General features: G+C 69.9%; 12 protein-coding genes and 1 riboswitch. Of the genes, 7 read left to right on the forward strand and 5 right to left on the reverse strand.

Annotated features, from left to right (window positions below):
• Positions 1 to 76 precede the first annotated feature (76 nt).
• Both OWM54_RS07600 and OWM54_RS07605 read right to left on the reverse strand, forming a co-directional pair.
• Positions 77 to 910 carry a hypothetical protein gene (locus tag OWM54_RS07600; protein ID WP_267697053.1) on the reverse strand — a complete coding sequence of 278 codons (834 nt, stop codon included), beginning with the start codon at positions 908 to 910 and terminating at the stop codon, positions 77 to 79.
• Positions 907 to 3507, reverse strand: coding sequence for a hypothetical protein (locus tag OWM54_RS07605; protein WP_267697055.1), 2601 nt, complete (start codon positions 3505 to 3507; stop codon positions 907 to 909). Before OWM54_RS07605 ends, OWM54_RS07600 begins: the two co-directional genes overlap by 4 nt.
• Before the next feature lie 123 nt (positions 3508 to 3630).
• Between OWM54_RS07605 and OWM54_RS07610 the strand changes: the two genes are divergently transcribed.
• A complete protein-coding gene (locus OWM54_RS07610) occupies positions 3631 to 3963 on the forward strand; it encodes a MazG nucleotide pyrophosphohydrolase domain-containing protein (RefSeq protein ID WP_267697056.1) in 333 nt (110 codons plus the stop codon).
• A gap of 37 nt (positions 3964 to 4000) precedes the next feature.
• Here OWM54_RS07610 and OWM54_RS07615 read toward each other — a convergent pair whose 3' ends face one another.
• On the reverse strand, positions 4001 to 5623 hold the full coding sequence (locus tag OWM54_RS07615) for a M57 family metalloprotease (protein ID WP_267697057.1): 1623 nt from the start codon (positions 5621 to 5623) through the stop codon (positions 4001 to 4003).
• Positions 5624 to 5824: 201 nt separating this feature from the next.
• On the opposite strand from OWM54_RS07615, the gene OWM54_RS07620 reads away from it, so the two are divergent.
• The 3 genes from OWM54_RS07620 to ahcY all read left to right on the forward strand — a co-directional run bounded on the left by OWM54_RS07620 (position 5825) and on the right by ahcY (position 9846).
• On the forward strand, positions 5825 to 7456 hold the full coding sequence (locus OWM54_RS07620) for a peptide-N4-asparagine amidase (RefSeq protein ID WP_223785304.1): 1632 nt from the start codon (positions 5825 to 5827) through the stop codon (positions 7454 to 7456).
• Positions 7457 to 7536: 80 nt separating this feature from the next.
• Positions 7537 to 8073 (forward strand): hypothetical protein, encoded by a 537-nt coding sequence (locus OWM54_RS07625; protein WP_141332477.1) that lies wholly within the window; start codon positions 7537 to 7539, stop codon positions 8071 to 8073.
• A gap of 184 nt (positions 8074 to 8257) precedes the next feature.
• Positions 8258 to 8325: riboswitch (S-adenosyl-L-homocysteine riboswitch) on the forward strand.
• Positions 8326 to 8415: 90 nt separating this feature from the next.
• A complete protein-coding gene (gene ahcY, locus OWM54_RS07630; protein WP_267697058.1) occupies positions 8416 to 9846 on the forward strand; it encodes an adenosylhomocysteinase in 1431 nt (476 codons plus the stop codon).
• Positions 9847 to 9912: 66 nt separating this feature from the next.
• On the opposite strand, the gene OWM54_RS07635 is transcribed toward ahcY, so the two are convergent.
• Positions 9913 to 10986, reverse strand: coding sequence for a hypothetical protein (locus tag OWM54_RS07635; RefSeq protein ID WP_267697059.1), 1074 nt, complete (start codon positions 10984 to 10986; stop codon positions 9913 to 9915).
• 481 nt (positions 10987 to 11467) lie between these two features.
• On the opposite strand from OWM54_RS07635, the gene OWM54_RS07640 reads away from it, so the two are divergent.
• The gene (locus OWM54_RS07640) at positions 11468 to 13813 is read left to right on the forward strand and encodes a patatin-like phospholipase family protein (protein ID WP_267697060.1); all 2346 of its coding nucleotides are present in this window, start codon (positions 11468 to 11470) and stop codon (positions 13811 to 13813) included.
• Positions 13814 to 13825: 12 nt separating this feature from the next.
• On the opposite strand, the gene OWM54_RS07645 is transcribed toward OWM54_RS07640, so the two are convergent.
• Positions 13826 to 14611, reverse strand: coding sequence for an AraC family transcriptional regulator (locus tag OWM54_RS07645; protein ID WP_267697061.1), 786 nt, complete (start codon positions 14609 to 14611; stop codon positions 13826 to 13828).
• 71 nt (positions 14612 to 14682) lie between these two features.
• On the opposite strand from OWM54_RS07645, the gene OWM54_RS07650 reads away from it, so the two are divergent.
• On the forward strand, positions 14683 to 15633 hold the full coding sequence (locus OWM54_RS07650; RefSeq protein ID WP_223748947.1) for a DMT family transporter: 951 nt from the start codon (positions 14683 to 14685) through the stop codon (positions 15631 to 15633).
• Positions 15634 to 15867: 234 nt separating this feature from the next.
• Complete coding sequence (locus tag OWM54_RS07655; RefSeq protein WP_267697063.1) at positions 15868 to 17046, forward strand: hypothetical protein; 1179 nt, start codon at positions 15868 to 15870, stop codon at positions 17044 to 17046.
• Positions 17047 to 17289 lie beyond the last annotated feature (243 nt).

Genomic DNA, 17289 nt, shown 5'->3' on the forward strand with positions numbered 1-17289 from the left:
GCACTCCACGAGCGCGGGCGGCGAGACACCACGAGCTCTCGCCGCACCAGGACGAATCGTCCGTCGACTCGCGACCTCAGGGCGCGGGCGCCGCCGATTGATTCACCCCCACGTCGTGGAAGTACACATTCACATACGCCAGCGGGCTGGGGCTCCCCCTCGCGCACGTGGGCACGGAATGGCTCACCACCAGCTCCTTGCTGGCGATGCCCGGAGCCTGGGTGTCCGTGACGGTGTAGGCGCCGAACACCTCGGGCTGGCTGTCGCGCTGGAACACGAAGCGGTCATTCGCCGCGTCCCACTGGACGCGCAGCCGGGTCTGCTCTCCCTGGTGCACCTGCCCCAGGTCCGCCGTGAAGAGCGAGCCGCGCGCCGTGCACGAGGCGTCGTGGCACCGCTCGATGTGCGCCTCCACGCGCAGGTCCTGGGAGCCCAGCGGGTCCGTGGACCGGGAGACGACGCGGATGGACGCGGTGACGTCGTCCTTCGCGCTGGCCCGGCTCGGCGTCGCCGCGTTGAAGAAGTGGCCGGACAGCTCCGCCGCTCCCTGGGACGCGCCGCCCTGCAACAGCTCACACCCCGTGCTCCGGGCGTTGTTCACCCGGACCTTCGCCTCGATGGCCGTCACCGCAGACGGCTGGCTGAAGCGCAGGCCGTAGCGCCCCGCCCCCGTGTTGGACCGGCTGCTCAGCCGCAGCCGCGTGAAGGCCAGCTCCCGCACTGCCTGCTGCCGGCTCCCCGTCTGCACGTCCACCCAGCGCGCCGGGTCGATGCCTCGCACCTTCGTCGCGCGAGGCGGGTTGGACTCCGAGGGGTTGAAGTTGTCGTAGGGCACCATCGGCTCGACGGCATGGGCCGCCCCACCGAGGAGCCACGCGAGCACCGCGGACGTCCGAATCATTGCGCTCATGGGGTCTCCAGCTCCTTGAGTTGGATGAAGTGCCGCACCCGGGCGTTGTCACCCGAGTCATGGTCCGTCCCCTCCGTCTCCAGGGACATGCCGTTCTCGTAGCCGTTCAGGAAGCTCCCCATCAGTTCCAGTCCCGTGAGCCAGTCATTGGCGCTCGACTCCCCCTTCACCCGGCGCACCAGGCCCGACGACGCGAAGAAGCTGAAGTGGCCGTCCCGGTCATCCACCGCCAGGCTCGAGCCTCCCTCGGGGATGGAGTCGTAGTGGTCATTCGGGCCGACATCCTCCTCCCAGATGGCGGACGTCATGTTCACCACCCCCGTGAAGTTGGCGGGCAGGTCCGGGAACTGAGTGGGATTGCTCGGCCCGGTCTGCACGCGCCAGTTCGGGTAGATGGTCTGGTCCTCGACGATGTCGAGGTATGCGTTCTCCCGGAAGAAGCCATTCGCCGTCATGTGCACGCGGGGCGTGAACCAATCCGCGCAGCAGCCGCTCTCCGTCTCCAGGTCCGTCACCTGCTTCACCGCGTATTCAATCCGGTGCGGCTTGGCGGGGTTGTACTTCACGACGTCCTTCACCTTCGTGAGGGCCACCTCCACGTCCACCATCGCGTGGTCCGACAGGCATTGCTGGAAGAACTGCGGCGAGCCCCCCACCTCCATGGAGATGCCGGAGTCGGGGTCGAAGTGCGGCTCGACGCTCGCCGTGGGCTCCTTGAGCAGCGCGTAGGCGGGGAACTCCAGCGTGTTCGCGGGCGGGAACACCAGCACGTAGTCGAGCCGGTCAAAGCCAGCCAGCTGGTCCGACACCAGGTCCGTGCAGGTGCTGGTCAGCCACGTCCCGGTCGCCATCGGGTCCGAGCCGGACGAGGTGCGCGCCAGGTCGCGGGACTCGGAGAAGAAGCTGTTGGCCTCCTCGAACTCGGTGCGCTCGCTGATGTCCAGGTAGTTGGGCCCCACCATGTCCTGATAGGCGGAGAAGTTGGAGTCGGCCTCGGTGGCCTTGGGTCCAATCGTGTTCAGGTCTCCGAGCAGGAAGGCGGGCCGGTCCAGGCCGCCAGGCCAGGTGCCCTGGGGGAAGATGTCGTTATCGCCGAGCAGGTACGGATAGGTATTGGCATTCAGGGGCCCGCCTTTCCTCACCTGCTGGACGTACGCCATGATGTCGAAGAACTGGTCCTCGCGCGCATCCGTGTCCGGCCCCGGCGTGTTCTCGCCCGCGTTGACGTGGGTGCAGAACACGTCGACGAACTCCCCGTAGTCCGTGGCCGTGGAGAGCTTGGGCAGGCCCGTGTCCTCCATGACGGTGACGGGCACCGTGGCCGCCGGCGTGGCGATGCGCGCCCAGATGACGCCCTTGTCCTGCATGCAGTCGGCGCCGGTGCACATGTTGGACGGGAAGTGGTGGATGCCACCCTCAAGAATCTGCCGTGAGGACAGCAGCACCAGCCCCGTCGTCTCCGTGGGCGGCTGGAAGATGTCGTCGTTCAGCTCCGTGACGGCCTGCATGGGAGGCAGCGACTCGGCGGCGCGCAGCTCGTTGACCTTCTCGACGAGCTCTCCTCGCTCATGGGACATCCAGATCTCGGAGATGCAGACGACCTCCTTCTTGTAGATTTTCGCGGCGACGGTGTCGATCTCCCCCGAGCCGCCGTCGGGGACCCAGAACGTCGCGTCCGGCATCTGCCCCACGTTCCACATCGTGAAGCTCAAGGGGATGGGGATGTGCTCCCGCAGCTCGAGCGTCTCCCAGGTGGCGGGCAGCAGACCGTTGGGAGGCTGGTTCTTCGCGTTGAAGAAGATGCCGCCGCCCACGCGCTGCGTGGCGCCCGCCGTCACGCCAGGGCTGCTCTGGAGCGCGAGGCCCAGCTTGCGGACCGCCGAGGACAAGGGCTCGCTGCCGACGATGGGCGGCACGCTGCTGCGCAGCTTCACCGAGAACTCGATGTGCACGCGAGAGGGGTCCGCGCTCGGCGTCGTCACCAGGGAGGTGGTGGCCCAGGCCTGGTTGGGGGCCGACAGCCCCGTCCACCCGTTCGCGTTGTTGCCCATCTGCTGCGTCAGCGCGGTGTTCCCGTTGGGGCCGGTGGAGTAGCGGAACCGCAGGTGGCGGTCCTCGGAGCGCGGTCCGCTCGCGCCGGGGACCTGGTTGATGGTGGCGTCGCGCTGGGCATCGAGCCAGACATCGATGAAGCCAGACGCCTCCAGGAAGTTCCCGTTGGCGTCCTTGGGCCGAGGCAGGCGCAGGCCGATGAACAGCGTCTGAGAGAGGCAGGGGTTGGTCTGGATCGAGGGAATCCCGCCCGCCTCGGGCATCCCGAAGTTGCACTCCTCGGAGGTGTACTCGGCGTTGTCGCTGACGAGCAGGTACAGCTCGCCGTTGGGCCCGCCATTCACGTAGTCCTGCAGCGGGAACTTCTTGCCGTCCGCGTACTCCATCGGCGCGACCCAGCCGTCCGTCGTGGGCTGGGTGCACGGCTCGCCGGGACTGCAATGGACCGCCGCGTCCTGGGGCGGGAGCCGGGTGACATGGGGCGCCGCCACGGCCCAGGTCGGCAGGAGACTGGCCAGGGCCAGCAGGAATGCACCGCGTTGCATGAGACCTCCGGGTGTTGTGCCCCAGGGGTACGAAGGCGTCCGCGGATCTTCCCGCGGCATTTCGACGCGGCCCTCTCCTTCCCAGGGGTTGACGCCCGCCGCCCGGTGATTGAAGACGGGGGGATGATTGAACTTCCCCCCGGCGCCTCCATGAAGGACTACCAGCGCTACATCCACGAGCTGGAAGCGATGCATGGCTGGCTGAAGCTGGACCTGGTCCACAACTGCTTCCTCATGGGCGAGGAGGTCGGCGAGGTGTTCAAGGCCGTCCGCCGCCACGAGAAGCTCTACGACGAGGGAAAAGGCACGCCGACCGAGGCGGCGCGCGCCCAGGTCGGCGAGGAGCTGGTCGACGTCTTCAACTACCTGGTCGCCATCGCCAACCGCGTCGGCGTGGACCTGGAGGAGGCCTTCCGCCAGAAGAACGCGCGCAACCAGCAACGCACCTGGACCTGAGGACGCTCCCTGAGCGCCCCCAGGTCCGGTGGGACGCTCAGGGCTTGCCCAGGTTCGTCCAGGTGTTCGACACCGGGTCGTACCGCTCGATGGTGTCGTCCAGGTTCTGCGCGAGCAGGTAGCCGTTGGAGCTGTAGATCCTGCTCGCCGCGCCGTGGATGGAGTTCCACGCCGAGCCCGCGAACTTCATGATGAACGAGCCATCCGGACGCAGGCCGTACACGTCATTGCCCACGGCCACGAAGCTGCGGCCCGAGTAGCCGATGCTCGTCCACGTCGAGCCCCCGTCGTAGCGCTGGATGAACGCCTTGTCGTTGGTGAGCCGGTACATCTTCGTCCCACCGCCCACCAGTTCGCTGGCGCCGCCGCCCACCACGCTCCACGAGGAGCCCGCGCCGCTGTAGAGCGCCGTGTAGTCGTCCTGCCACGGCCCCAGGCCGAACACCTGCGTCGTCGTGGCCGCGAAGCGCGAGCCGGGCCCGCCGATGGTGGTCCACACCCCGGTGGCCGCGTTGTAGCGGGCCACGTTGCCCGTCAGCTTGTCCGTGGCGCACAGCGCCCCCGCGCAGGCGAAGATCTGCCCCGCGGGTCCGCCGATGCCCACCCAGCTCGAGCCCAGGAACTGCACCGGAGAGCCGCCGCCCGGCGTCTGGCCATACAGCGTGTTGCCCACCGCGACGAACGCCTGGCCAGGGCCACCCACCAACGTCCACACGAGCGCGTCGCGCCGGTAGAGGTCACCCGTCGAGCGCTTGCGCGCGTACACCGTGCCGCTGGACGTGCTCAGCACGTTGGTCGGCGCCTCATAGAGCGCCTGCGAGCCCTCCACGTCCCGCTGCGAGATGAAGTTCAGCGTGCGCGACGGATCCAACCACCCCGGCATCGACGGGTAGTGCATGGCGCCCCGGCCGTCGTAGCACGTCAGCGGCCGGTAGCTGCCCGTCATCACCATGCCGCAGCCCGACGCGGTGTCGTGCTCGTGCACGAAGCCCAGCGCGTGGCCGAACTCGTGCGTCAGCACGGCGATGAGCTCCGCATCCGTCCACGTCGACGTGGGCCCCAGCTCCAGGAAGCGCGTGGGCCGCGAGTACGTGGGGAACCCCATGCCCGCCGACAGGCCCGTGAAGGCGAAGTTGCGCTCGACGTTGTACTTCACCAGGTTGTTGTTGCGATTGCAGGTGGACGAGTCCAGCGCCTTCAAATGCACGAACTTCACGTTGGCCGCGCCCTCCCAGCCAGAGGCGGCGCGGTGCATGAACTCCACCACGCGGTCGTAGTCCGCGCCGAAGTCCGTGGGACGGATGCAGTAGGTGATGGCCTCGCGGTCCGCGCGGCTCCAGGCCGCGTCCGCCCCGCCCACCCGGAAGACAGACAGCGCGTTGGGATTGTTCGTGAAGCTCTCCCAGTACCGGCGGACCTCCGCCAGGTCCAGCATCCGCATGTCCCCCTCGACCAGGAAGTGCCCCTCCTCCGTCGCGACGACGTTCTTCGCGCTCCAGGCCTCGAAGGCCGCCGTGGTCGCCGCCCCCGTGTCCGTGAGCGGCTCCTCCTGGGGCACGGGCGCCTCGGGCCCGCAGGCTCCCACCAACAGGGCCATCGTCGTCACGGCGAGCGTGGTCGTCCGCCAACCACGTTGGCGGGTGTGAGTCATTGTCTGCATATGGATTCCCCTGCGCTCCGGGACCGGCCCCCGGGTGTGTGGTGATGTCGCGGTGTCATCCTTCGCACCGCGAGCACTCAACGAACGCCGCGCGCGTTCTTCCCGCGTTCCTTCAACGAACCACGTCCCCGCAGCCGCGCATTGCCCATGTCAGGGCAAACTCCTACTATTCAAGAATTACATACTTGGAGAGGACAAGCCGTGAAGCCATTCCCTGGCAGTCTCGTCGCGGTGTTCCTGGTGGTGGGCGCCGCGTTGCCGGCGTGGGCCGTGGAGCCTCCGCCCGAGTTCGGCACGGACTGGGACGACCCGCGCACCGCGGCGCCAGCCGTGGCGCGGCCGCCGACGCCGTCCTGCACCGTGCGCATCGTCGATGAGCGGTTCGACGACTTCACGCCCTTCACCGGCACCTTCACGCCGCCCGCGGAGTGCCCGGGCCCCTGGAGCAAGGTGGTGCTGCGCCTGGAGGGCAAGGTGCAGGGCGTCCAGTACGACCGGCTGGGCCACCTGGAGGTGGGCGGCGTGACGATATTCAAGACGTCCACGCCCGAGCCCTCGCGCGAGGGCATCGCCTGGTCGGTGGAGAAGGACGTCACCGCCTATGCATCGCTCCTCGCGCGGTCCCAGCCGGTGTGGATGCTCATCGGCAACGTGGTGAACGAGACGTACACGGGCGTGCTGGACGTGCAGGTGTACCTGACGTTCTACCCGGCCCAGGGGGGCCACGCGCCCGCCGCGAACCTGGCGAGCGACGTGCTCCCGCTCACCCAGCCGCGCCGCGAGGGCAGCGCGCTCGTCGGCGAGGTGACGGTGCCCCGCAACACCGCGCGCCTGGTCGCGGAGGTCTACGCCACGGGCTCCGGCGGCGGGTGCGAGGAGTTCTGGTACATCACCGCGCCCATCGTCGTGCCCTACTCGTGCCCCGCCGACGACGGCCCCTACCGCGAGGTCGTCATCGAGGTGGACGGCCGGGTGGCCGGCATCGCGATGCCCTTCCCCCACGTCTACACCGGTGGCTGGTCCAATCCCTTCCTCTGGTACGTGCTCCCCGCGCCCCGCGCCTTCAACATCCGCCCCATCCAGTACGACCTCACCCCGTTCGTGGGCCTGCTGACGGACGGTCAGCCGCACCAGCTCACCGTGCGCGTGCTCGGCGTGCCCGAGGGACGGCCGGGGTGGGACCTGCCCACCAACGTGCTCGTGTGGCGGGACACGGGCACCGCGCGCGTCACCGGCGGGCTCGTCCAGCACCAGTTGGGGACGCTGTCGAACGACTCCACGTACGCGCTGGTGGACGGCTGGCACCAGGTGGACACGCAGGGCGGCCACCACCTGAGGGTGTCCGGCTACCTGCGCACCTCGCGCGGCTGGGAGCTGACCACCGTGGAGCAGGACGTCTCCAACACCAGCATGCACCGCTGGGTGGGGGACCTGGAGAACCCGGACGAGCTCGTCGCCACGTGGCGGGACACGAGCACCGTCACCGTCGTCGGCCGGGACGTGTTCCCCACGGTGAGCCGCTCCGACAAGCAGTTCGTGCTGGACGGGCACATCGACGTGACGCCGGCCAACCGGCTCACCACCCGCATCACCGTGCGCGACGCGGAGAGGGCGCTCGGCGTCCGGGGGCTCCAGACGTGGGAGCACCGCGAGCTCGACGACGTCTTCACGGGCGAGGCCGCGTACAACCTGGGCGTGCCCCGCGCGCAGCGCAACGCGGTGGGGACCTCCACCCACCACTACCGGCTCGAGGGCCACCCCGGGGTGTGCCACGACCGGCGCATCTCCACCCGGAACGGATACATCACCCAGGACGTCCAGGGCTGCGACTGAAAGCCCGGGGGCCCCCTGGACACCATGCGTGAGCGGAGGGCAGCATCCGGCCTTGCCCTCCAACCCCCGAAGGGGACTTCATGCCGTCGAAGAACGCTGGTGCCTCTCTGAAGGAAATCAACGACAACATCCGGAAGGCCTTTGCGCGGCGCGAGCGCTGGGCGCAGCTGTCCTCCCAGGTCTCCGACGCCCTGAAGGCCGCCGTCCAGAAGGCGAACGGCGAGGCCGGCCCCGCGTCCGACGGCGCCCTGTCCCTGTCCCTGGAGCAGGTGCCGCACTGGGATGACTCGCGCGCGTTCGAGGTGCGCTTCTCCGGCAAGGACATCGGCCTGGTGAAGAGCAACGGCGCGCCCGCGGGCCCCGTGCACGCGCACGGCGCCTCGCTGCGCATCGCCCCCCTGGTCAACGGCCTGGTGGGCGCCAGCTACACCCCCGGCTGGCTGACGCTGGGCGAGGAGCAGTACGGCGAGAAGCCGGAGCTGGCGCTGCTCGGCGTCTTCGAGCCCGAGGAGATCGCCAAGGCGGACCTGCTCGAGGACCTGCTCGCGCAGACCCTCACGCGCGCCGCCACGGACCACTGGGCCAGCGGCGGCTCGGTGCGCGCGTCGGGCAAGTAGCCCCTCCCGGGCGCGCGGGCGCGCGTCGGCCCCTGGCGCCGGCGCCGCCCCGCTCGGTCGCGGGGAGGGGCTCCCACCGCTGGCCACCCTGTAGGCCCGGTGTCGGGTGGAGCCCGCATGCCTGCCCTCCGGGGCGGCAACTTCCCTTTGAAATTCGCCGGGCCTTCTCGTAGTTTGCCCCGGACTTCGAGGAGTGTTGCGAGGCCCCTGGCCCCAGGCTCGAAGGGAATGACCCAACGGCACTCACCTGTACGCGTGGCTTGCGAGGGTGGGTCCGTTTCCAGCGGCTCGGGCAGGACCTCGCCAGCACACGCGACGCAACCTGAACTCAGGAGACACGCCATGACCGCCGCCACGCAGACGCAGAAGCAGGACTACGCCATCGCCGACCTCGGCCTCGCCGGATGGGGCCGCCGGGAGATCAAGATCGCCGAGAGCGAGATGCCCGCGCTGATGGCCATCCGCGAGGAGTACGCCAAGCAGCAGCCGCTCAAGGGCGCTCGCGTCACCGGCTCGTTGCACATGACCATCCAGACGGCCGTGCTGGTGGAGACGCTCCAGGCGCTGGGCGCCGAGGTGCGTTGGGCGTCGTGCAACATCTTCTCCACGCAGGACCACGCCGCCGCCGCGCTGGTGGCCGCGGGCACGCCGGTGTTCGCGCACAAGGGCGAGTCCCTGAAGGAGTACTGGGACTTCACCCACCGCATCTTCGACTTCGGCCCCGCGGGCAGCGACCACGAGGGTCCGAACATGATCCTGGACGACGGTGGTGACGCGACGCTGCTGATGCACCTGGGCAAGCGCGCGGAGAAGGACCCCAGCGTCCTGGCCAACCCCCAGAGCGAGGAGGAGCGGGAGCTGTACGCGTCCATCAAGGCGAAGCTGGCCCAGGACGCGACGTGGTACTCGCGCAAGGCGGCGAAGATCCTCGGCGTCACCGAGGAGACGACCACGGGCGTGCACCGCCTGCAGGAGATGTCCGCCAAGGGCACGCTCCTGTTCCGCGCCATCAACGTCAACGACAGCGTCACCAAGAGCAAGTTCGACAACCTGTACGGCTGCCGCGAGTCGCTGGTGGACGGCATCAAGCGCGCGACGGACGTGATGGTGGCGGGCAAGATCGCCGTCGTCGCGGGCTATGGCGATGTCGGCAAGGGCTCCGCGCAGGCGCTGCGCGCGCTGTCGGCCCAGGTGTGGGTGACGGAGATCGACCCCATCTGCGCGCTGCAGGCGGCGATGGAGGGCTACCGCGTCGTCACCATGGACTACGCGGCGGACAAGGCGGACATCTTCGTCACGGCCACGGGCAACAAGAGCGTCATCACCCACGACCACATGGCGAAGATGAAGGACCAGGCCATCGTGTGCAACATCGGCCACTTCGACAATGAGATCGAGGTCGCCTCCCTGGAGAAGTACCAGTGGGAGGAGATCAAGCCGCAGGTGGACCACATCATCTTCCCGGACGGCAAGCGCATCATCATGCTGGCCAAGGGCCGGTTGGTGAACCTGGGCTGCGGCACGGGTCACCCCAGCTACGTGATGTCCAGCTCGTTCGCGAACCAGACCATCGCGCAGATCGAGCTGTACTCGCACAGCGACAAGTACCAGGTGGGCAAGGTGTACGTGCTGCCCAAGCACCTGGATGAGAAGGTCGCCCGGCTGCAGCTCAAGAAGCTCAACGCGCAGCTCACCGAGCTGACGCCGGACCAGGCCGCGTACATCGGCGTCACGGTGTCCGGGCCGTTCAAGCAGGACACCTACCGCTACTAGTTCCCGGTCAGGTCGATGCCCGCGGGTGGCTGTCGTGGCCCCCGCGGGCGTCTCGACCGGAGGTGCTCAGCGCACCGCTTGATCCACCATCGTCCCGACGGTGAACCCATCCACCAGCGTCCCGTTGGTGGCCTGGGTCCTCAGCCAACACAAGGGCGAGCCGGTGGGCGTCGTCCACGTGTACGACACGGAGCAGGACGTGGGCGCGGGGCTCGCCGCGCAGGTGTCCACGTCGCGCACCACCGTGCCGCACGTCGTCTCCAGCGTCGCCGTGCGCGTGCCGTGGCTCGTGCCATAGTCCACGAAGAACTCCACCTGGAAGGTCCGGTTCGGCCCCACGAAGGGGAAGCGCGTCACCGCGTCCTCACGCAGGAAGCGCTGCAGGGGCAGCCCCTGTCCCTGCACGTGAATCGCCGTGATGAGCGGGCGCGGAGTGTAGGTCCCCTCCACGTCCACATCCCCGGTCGTCGGCGTCAATGAATACACGTTCACCGAAAGGCTCTTCGACACCGTCTGTCCCCGCGCGGTGGCCCGCACCTCGAGCGTGCACCGACCCGGCACCGAATTGCCCCACTCCGTGTACGACGCGGTCGGCCGGGTGAACACGCTCGTCGGACAGTCGCTCGTCCACTGGTAGGTGATGGGGTCTCCGTCCAGGTCGACGACGGACACGGCCAGCTCGGTGAAAGTGTTGGTAGGCATGTTCACCGACCCGTGGAAGGCCGACCGGATGAACGGCGCGATGTCCGGCTGCGGCGTGGCCGGCGTCACATCCCGGATGTCCAGGAACACGCCCACCGTGGTGCCCGCGACCACGGTCACCGACACGGTGCCACTGGCGACCAGCACGGGGGTCCCCGTCCCGTCCTCCACGAACCCCTCGGCCGTCAGCGTCTGCGCCCCCGCGGGCAACACGAGCGTCCCCTCGAAGGTGTCCGACGTCGCCGAATAGGTCAGGGTTTGCGAGACATTGGCGGGCTGCGCGGTGACCACCAGGCTGTCGAGCTCCCCGCGGGCCAGGCCCTGCACCGACAAGCGCATCTCACCCGCAGGGCCCTCGGGCTGCCCCGCTCCTCCTCCGGCACATGCCAGCAATTGCACGACGAGGATGCTCGCGACGACACTCCACGGCTTCGACATGGGTTGCTCCTTCGACTGTGAAGACAAATCAAGACAAGCCTATTCGGCCCCAGGACACGCTCCCAGTGATGCGGCGGCGACCCAGGTATGTCTGGGTGAGCGGCATCGTCCGACGCCGGAGCCCGTGAAACGGACGCACGGACGAGGACTTGCGCGAGTCCGCCACCGGCGTGAAGACAGCCACCGGGGTGTCTCGTGTGAGGCCCCGCCATGGCCGACGGGCGCTTCCTCGCCGCCGTGGTCATCCTCGACCCCGCGCGCGGTGAAACGCCGGGCCAGGAGCCTCATCGGGATGGAGCACGACCTGTTCGACCGCCATCGTGCCTTCGCGGTGCCTCACGCGAAGCCCTGCTCCGCGCGGAGGGCCCATGGGCCCCGGACGCGGCGCGCGCCTGGGCTTCCACGCGCCGTGTCCAGGAAGCAACACGTCCCGACACGGAAGCTTGATGCACCCGGGGAGGCCCGGGTCTACGGTCGCCGGATGGGTTCAGCCGTTCCCGGCACGCCGGGCTGTGTTTCATCCAACGACGTCACCGCCGCCCCTCGCCCTTCCCGCTCCACGACGGCGCTCGTCCTCGCCGGGCTGTGCCTGCTCGGCGGCGCGACCGCGAAGGCCCAGCCGATTCCACTCGATGAGTCGGGGGTCCCCGCCACCGCCGTCTCGCTCACCGTCAGCGGCGGCGTGTCGCTGGGGGTCTACGAAGCGGGCTTCCTGTACTACGCGCTCGCCTCGGCCCAGGGCAGCCAGGAGGTGGACCTGCGGCTGTTGACGGGCGCCTCGGCCGGGAGCCTGAACTCGCTGCTCGCGGTGATGGCGTCCTGTGGCGCCGAGTTGCCGCCCCCGGACCAATCCCTGTTCTGGCGGACGTGGGTGCCCGTCGGCTTCAACCAGCTCTTCATCCCCGCGTCGACCTCCCCGCTCGGCGTCTTCTCGCGGGAGTGGCTGGAGCGCGGCGCCGCCGACATCGAGAAGGCCTGGAACCAGGGGCTGAGCACGTCCTGTGACGTGGTGTTCGGCGTCTCCACCACGCGCGTGGAGCCCCGCGTGCTCATGGCCGCGAACGGCCGCATGCCCCTGCCCCGCATCGAGGAGAAGTTCGCCATCCGCATCCGGGGGCGCGGCCCGGGCAAGCCCCCCTCCGCCACCAACTACACGACGCCCGGCAGCCGGCGCATGGAGCCGCTGCTCGTCACCGACGAGCAGGGCGAAATCGGCTTCCAGGCGCTGCGCGACCTCATCCTCGCGTCGATGTCCTTCCCCGTGGCCTTCCCGCCGCACGAGCTGTCCACCTGCGTGGCCAAGGAGTCCCAATCCCCCGCCGTGTGTCTGCCCAGGGAGGCCCGGACCGAGCGCTACATCGACGGTGGCATCTTCGACAACGCGCCCCTGCGCCTCGCGGTGGGGCTCGCCCGCGACGGCCTCCACTCCGTCGACGGCAGGCTGCAGTGGCGCGACGTCCCCACGCCCGGCGTGCGGCAGACGCCCAAGGGCATCGCCTTCGCGTTCGTGGACCCGGACGCCACCGAGTACCCCGTCCTCCCTCCCGCCCAGGCCCGCGCCACCTCCCGCTCCCTGCCCACCGAGCTCAGCGGCATCATCGCGGCGCTCGTGGACACGGCGCGCTCCAAGGAGCTGTCGCTGCTGCTGGAGGAGGAGCCCGACATCGCCCGGCGGCTCGTGCTGCCCCGGCGCCACTTCCCCGCCGCCAGCGCGCCGCTCTTCGCGTTCCTCGGCTTCTTCGAGACGGAGTTCCGCACGTTCGACTTCTACCTGGGCATGTACGACGCCCGGCGGATGCTGCTCGACGTGACGAAGGGCGAGGACCCGTTCGCCCGGCCCCGCGACGAGCCCGCCCAGGACCCTGGGAGCTGGGCCCCCTTCATCTGCATGCGCGCGGTGTACGACGGCGCCGCCGAAGCCCCGCGCGTCTGCGAGGGAGAGGCCCTGTCCGACTTCCGCGCGCTGCTCCAGGTGTCGCTCGACCAGCTCTACGACGCCTGCGCCAGCGCGGGCACCGGCAACATGGAGGCCACCTGGCGCAACCTGCACTGCGAGCGCGCCATGGCCGGAGAGCCGCCCCCGCGCGTGCCCGGTGTCTCACCCGAGCAGTGGCCCGACTGGAGGAAGAGCCCCAAGGAGCCGGAGCTCGACTACTCGATGCGCCTTTTGGGCGCGTATGGGTTCAGCTTCCGGGATCTGGGCGTGCCGCGCGGCCGGGGCGACCTGGCCATCGTCCGCATCCGCCAGTCCCTCGGAGCGGCGGTGAACCGGCTCACCGAGGTCCAGTCGGGCGACGACCGGCAGATGGTCAGCTTCGCGGGCAAGCTCGCCGCGGACACGGTGGCGTTCGCCGCGCCGGGCACGGTGCTGCACGTCACCATGGGGCCGGTGCAGAGCGAGGTGGGCGTGAGCATCTCCGCGTTCGAGGAGCAGCTGCCCACCGGGCTGCGCTTCACGGCGGCCCTCGGCTTTCGCGGGCTCGAGGACGTGCTCTCCTCCGGGACGGAGGAGTCCTTCGCGCTGGCGCCCGTCGGAGGGCTGGAGTTCCGGCCGAGCACCGACCAGTCCTTCCTCGCGCAGAGCCGCTTCAGCCTGCGCGCCGGCTGGATGTTCAGCGCGAATGACCGCTACGGCACCCAGGGCTGCGAGGGCCGAGGCGCCAGCCGCGTGACGGCGTGCTCCCGCGCCGTCGTGCAGGCCCTGGTGGGCGTGGCCATCCTGGAGCGCTTCCGCGTCCAGCTCATCGGTGAGTGGTACCCCGGCTCCCGCTCGCGAGAGACGCTGTGGTCCGTCGCGCCGGGCATCGGCGTGGAGCTGGGGCTCTGAGCGGGCGCGCCGTCACGACGTCGCGAGCCCGTGGCCCCGCAGCTTGTCCGGCGTGGTCCCCGTCATCCTGCGGAACATGGCGATGAAGGCGGACGCGCTGGAGTAGCCCAGCTCCAGCGCGACGACCTCCACGGCGCTCCCCTCCTCCAGCATCGCGAGCGCCTTCACCACCCGGAGGCGCTGACGCCACTCGCTGAAGGACAACCCCAGGTGCTGCTGGCACCGCCGCTCCAGCGTCCGCTCCGTGGTGTGCACCTGGCGCGCCCACTGGGCCAGTGAGCGCCCATCCGCCGGCGCCTTCACCAGCGCCCGCAGCACCTCGCCGAGCAACGCGTCGTCGGACATGGGCAGGTAGCTGCCCTGCGGCGGCGCGAGCGAGAGCTGGTCGATGAGCACCCGCATCAACCGCCGCTCCGCGCTCGTGCGCGGGTACGCCACCTGGTGCTCGCGCAGGTGCTCCAACAGCGACTTCACCAACGGGCTCACCGCCAGCGCGCACGTCGTCCTCGGCAATCCCCGACACAGCGCCTTCGTGAGGTAGAGCGAGCAGTGGCTCGCCTCCGAGCGGTTCATCCCCCGGTGCTCCACGTCCGGAGGCAGCCAGATTCCATACTGCGGGGGCGCCAGGTAGTGGCTGCCCGCCAGCTCCAGCTCCATCACCCCGCTGAAGGCGTAGACGAACTCACCCCACGGATGGTGATGCCGGGGATACGTGGCCGCCGCGGGCAGCCGCGCCGTGCGGAAATACACGGGGTGCGGAAGCTTGGTGGAGAAAGGAACCTGGAGCTGCTGGGCCATGGCGGCTTCTCGGCATGGGTTGTCGGGTTCAAGCTATATGAATCAAGCCCGCCACACGCCATATCAAGGGCATGAGCACGCTTCGCAGACCCGTCGATGGCTTCGCGCTCGCCACGATGCTCCTCCTGTGCGCCCTCTGGGGCATCCAACAGGTGGCCATCAAGCTGGCCGCGTCCGACATCCCACCCCTGGCGCAGATGGCGCTGCGCTCGGGGCTCGCCGCCCTGCTGGTAGGCCTGCTGTGCCTGCTGCGCGGCGAGCGACTGGACCTGCGTGACGGCACCTGGCGCCCCGGCCTGCTGTCGGGCGTGCTCTTCGGCGCCGAGTTCCTCTTCATCGGAGAGGGCCTGCGCCACACGCACGCCTCCCACATCGCCGTCTTCCTCTACACCGCGCCCGTCTTCACCGCGCTGGGCCTGCACTGGCGCATCCCCTCGGAGCGGCTGCGCCGGGTGCAGTGGGTGGGCATCCTGGTCGCCTTCGCGGGCATCATGCTCGCCTTCGGCGGTGGCTGGCTCCAGGGAGGCATCACCCCGCGGATGCTCTGGGGCGACACGCTGGGGCTGCTCGCGGGCCTGTCCTGGAGCGCGACCACCGTGGTGGTGCGCGGCTCGTCGCTCTCCGAGGCGCGCCCCACGCACACCCTGCTCTACCAGCTGCTCGGCGGCTTCGCGCTCCTGCTGCCCATCGCGCTGTTCACCGGACAGACGGGCCACCTCTCCATGACGGGCACCGCCTGGGCGAGCCTGCTCTTCCAGGGCGTCATCGTGTCCTTCGCCAGCTACCTCGTCTGGTTCTGGCTGCTGCGCCGCTACCTCGCCTCGGGCCTGTCCGTGTTCTCGTTCATGACGCCCGTGTTCGGCGTCACCGCGGGCTGGCTGGTGCTGCGAGAGCCCGTGGGGCTGTTCTTCATCCTGGGCGCGGCCCTGGTGCTCGCGGGCATCCTCATCGTCAGCGCGCCGGGACTCCCGCGCACGGCCGCCCCCGCCGCGGGCCTCCGGCCGGGCCGGCTCGTTCCGTAATCCAGGTTCAACAGCACCCTGGATACACCGCCAGCGGATTCACCCGCCGCGTGGCCCGGAGCACCTCCGGAGGCCACGCACGCGGGCTTGCGACATTTCACGCGATTTCCCGTTCATCGGATGTGCGAGCCGGGCCGGCTCCGTTCCGAGCGCAGCGCATGACCCACGAACCGTGAATCGGGGCGGTGTCGTCGCGGCCTTCGGCTCCACACAACCGTGATGGGAGAATACAAGATGAAGTTCGTGAATCGTGGTGGCTGGGGTGCGCTGCTGTTGTCGGGGCTCATCGGCTGTGGCCAGGAGGCCCAGGACCCGGCGCCCGTGACACCGCAGGACGCGGTCCTCACCGCCGAGCAGGAGGCGCGCTTCCTCACGCCGCCCGCGGGCTGTACGGAGGTGACGCTCGGGGAGACGTTCAATGGCATCCAGCTGACGCCGGTGCAGTACGAGCGTCAGCCCACGTTCCGCGGCGACCTGACCAACCTGGGCGGCACCACGCGCGACGAGCTGCGCATCCGCCTGGACATGAACACGGCGCCGGGCCTCTACAACCTGGCCGCGGGCGGCGCGAACACCTTCACCTGCGAGCAGTGTGTCTTCGGCTACCAGGACATCGGCACCACGACGCAGAAGCTGTTCGTCGCGGACTCGGGCGCGCTGCTGCTCGCGCTCCAGCTGTCGCCACAGCAGACGCTGGGCGCGCTGTCCAACGTGGTGCTGCGCGAGTCGGTGCTCGCCGCGCCCCGCTCCGGCCCCTACACGGGCTCCGCCGTGGTGGAGGGGGGCGAGTGCCGGTGGATCCGCTTCGCGACCTGGAACACCCTGCGCCCTGGCGGGTGTGACCCGCGTCAGGGCTCGCCGACGAGCGCCCTGCCGGACACGGCCTGCGTCGCGGACGACTACGCGGGCACGGACGGGACGCTGGAGCGCGCGCTCGGCACCAAGACGCAGGGCGAGTCGTGCACGCGCACCGCCGCGGCGAGCGAGTACGAGCTGGCCACCACCGACTGCGAGCAGGGCTTCGCGTGCACGGACCTGGTCTCCGACGACGCGCAGTGCCTCAAGACGTGTGACTTCATGGCCGCGAACCCCGGCTGCCCCTCGGGCACCGTCTGCGGCGTCTATGGCCTGTGCACCGAGCAGTCCGTGCTGGAGGGCCACGGCTTCGCGTTCGACCCGGCGCTCATCGGCCAGCCGTGCTCCGGAGGCTTCACCGAGTTCTGCGGCGTCGAGGGCGCCCGGGGCAGCTGCTCCGACGTGGATGGCGCCGGTCCCGCGGTCGTGACGTGCCACCCCTACACCCGCGCCCGCTCCGACTGCGGCCCGGGCGAGGAGCTGGGCTACGTCTACTACCCGCTCTCGGGTGGCGGCATCGACCGCACCTACAGCTACTGCTACCCCCTCAGCCCCTGAGTCGCCCCGGCGGCGCCTCACCCGCCCCCCGCGGGTGAGGTGTCGCCCTGGCATCCGCGGCGGCCCACGCGGACGACCGGGCCCGCTCCCTCGATGAGCGGGCGCGTGCCACTGGAACGCGGGCCGCGTCGGCCCCGGACGCAGCCCCCTCGTGCGCCGCGGCTCCCGAGCCGCCCGCACGGCCTCCGCGTCGCACGTGGCTCGCACGGGATGTCGGGCCGACGCGCGCAAGGCCGGGCGACT

Source organism: Myxococcus sp. MISCRS1 (assembly GCF_026626605.1).
Taxonomy (GTDB): Bacteria; Myxococcota; Myxococcia; order Myxococcales; family Myxococcaceae; genus Myxococcus; species Myxococcus fulvus.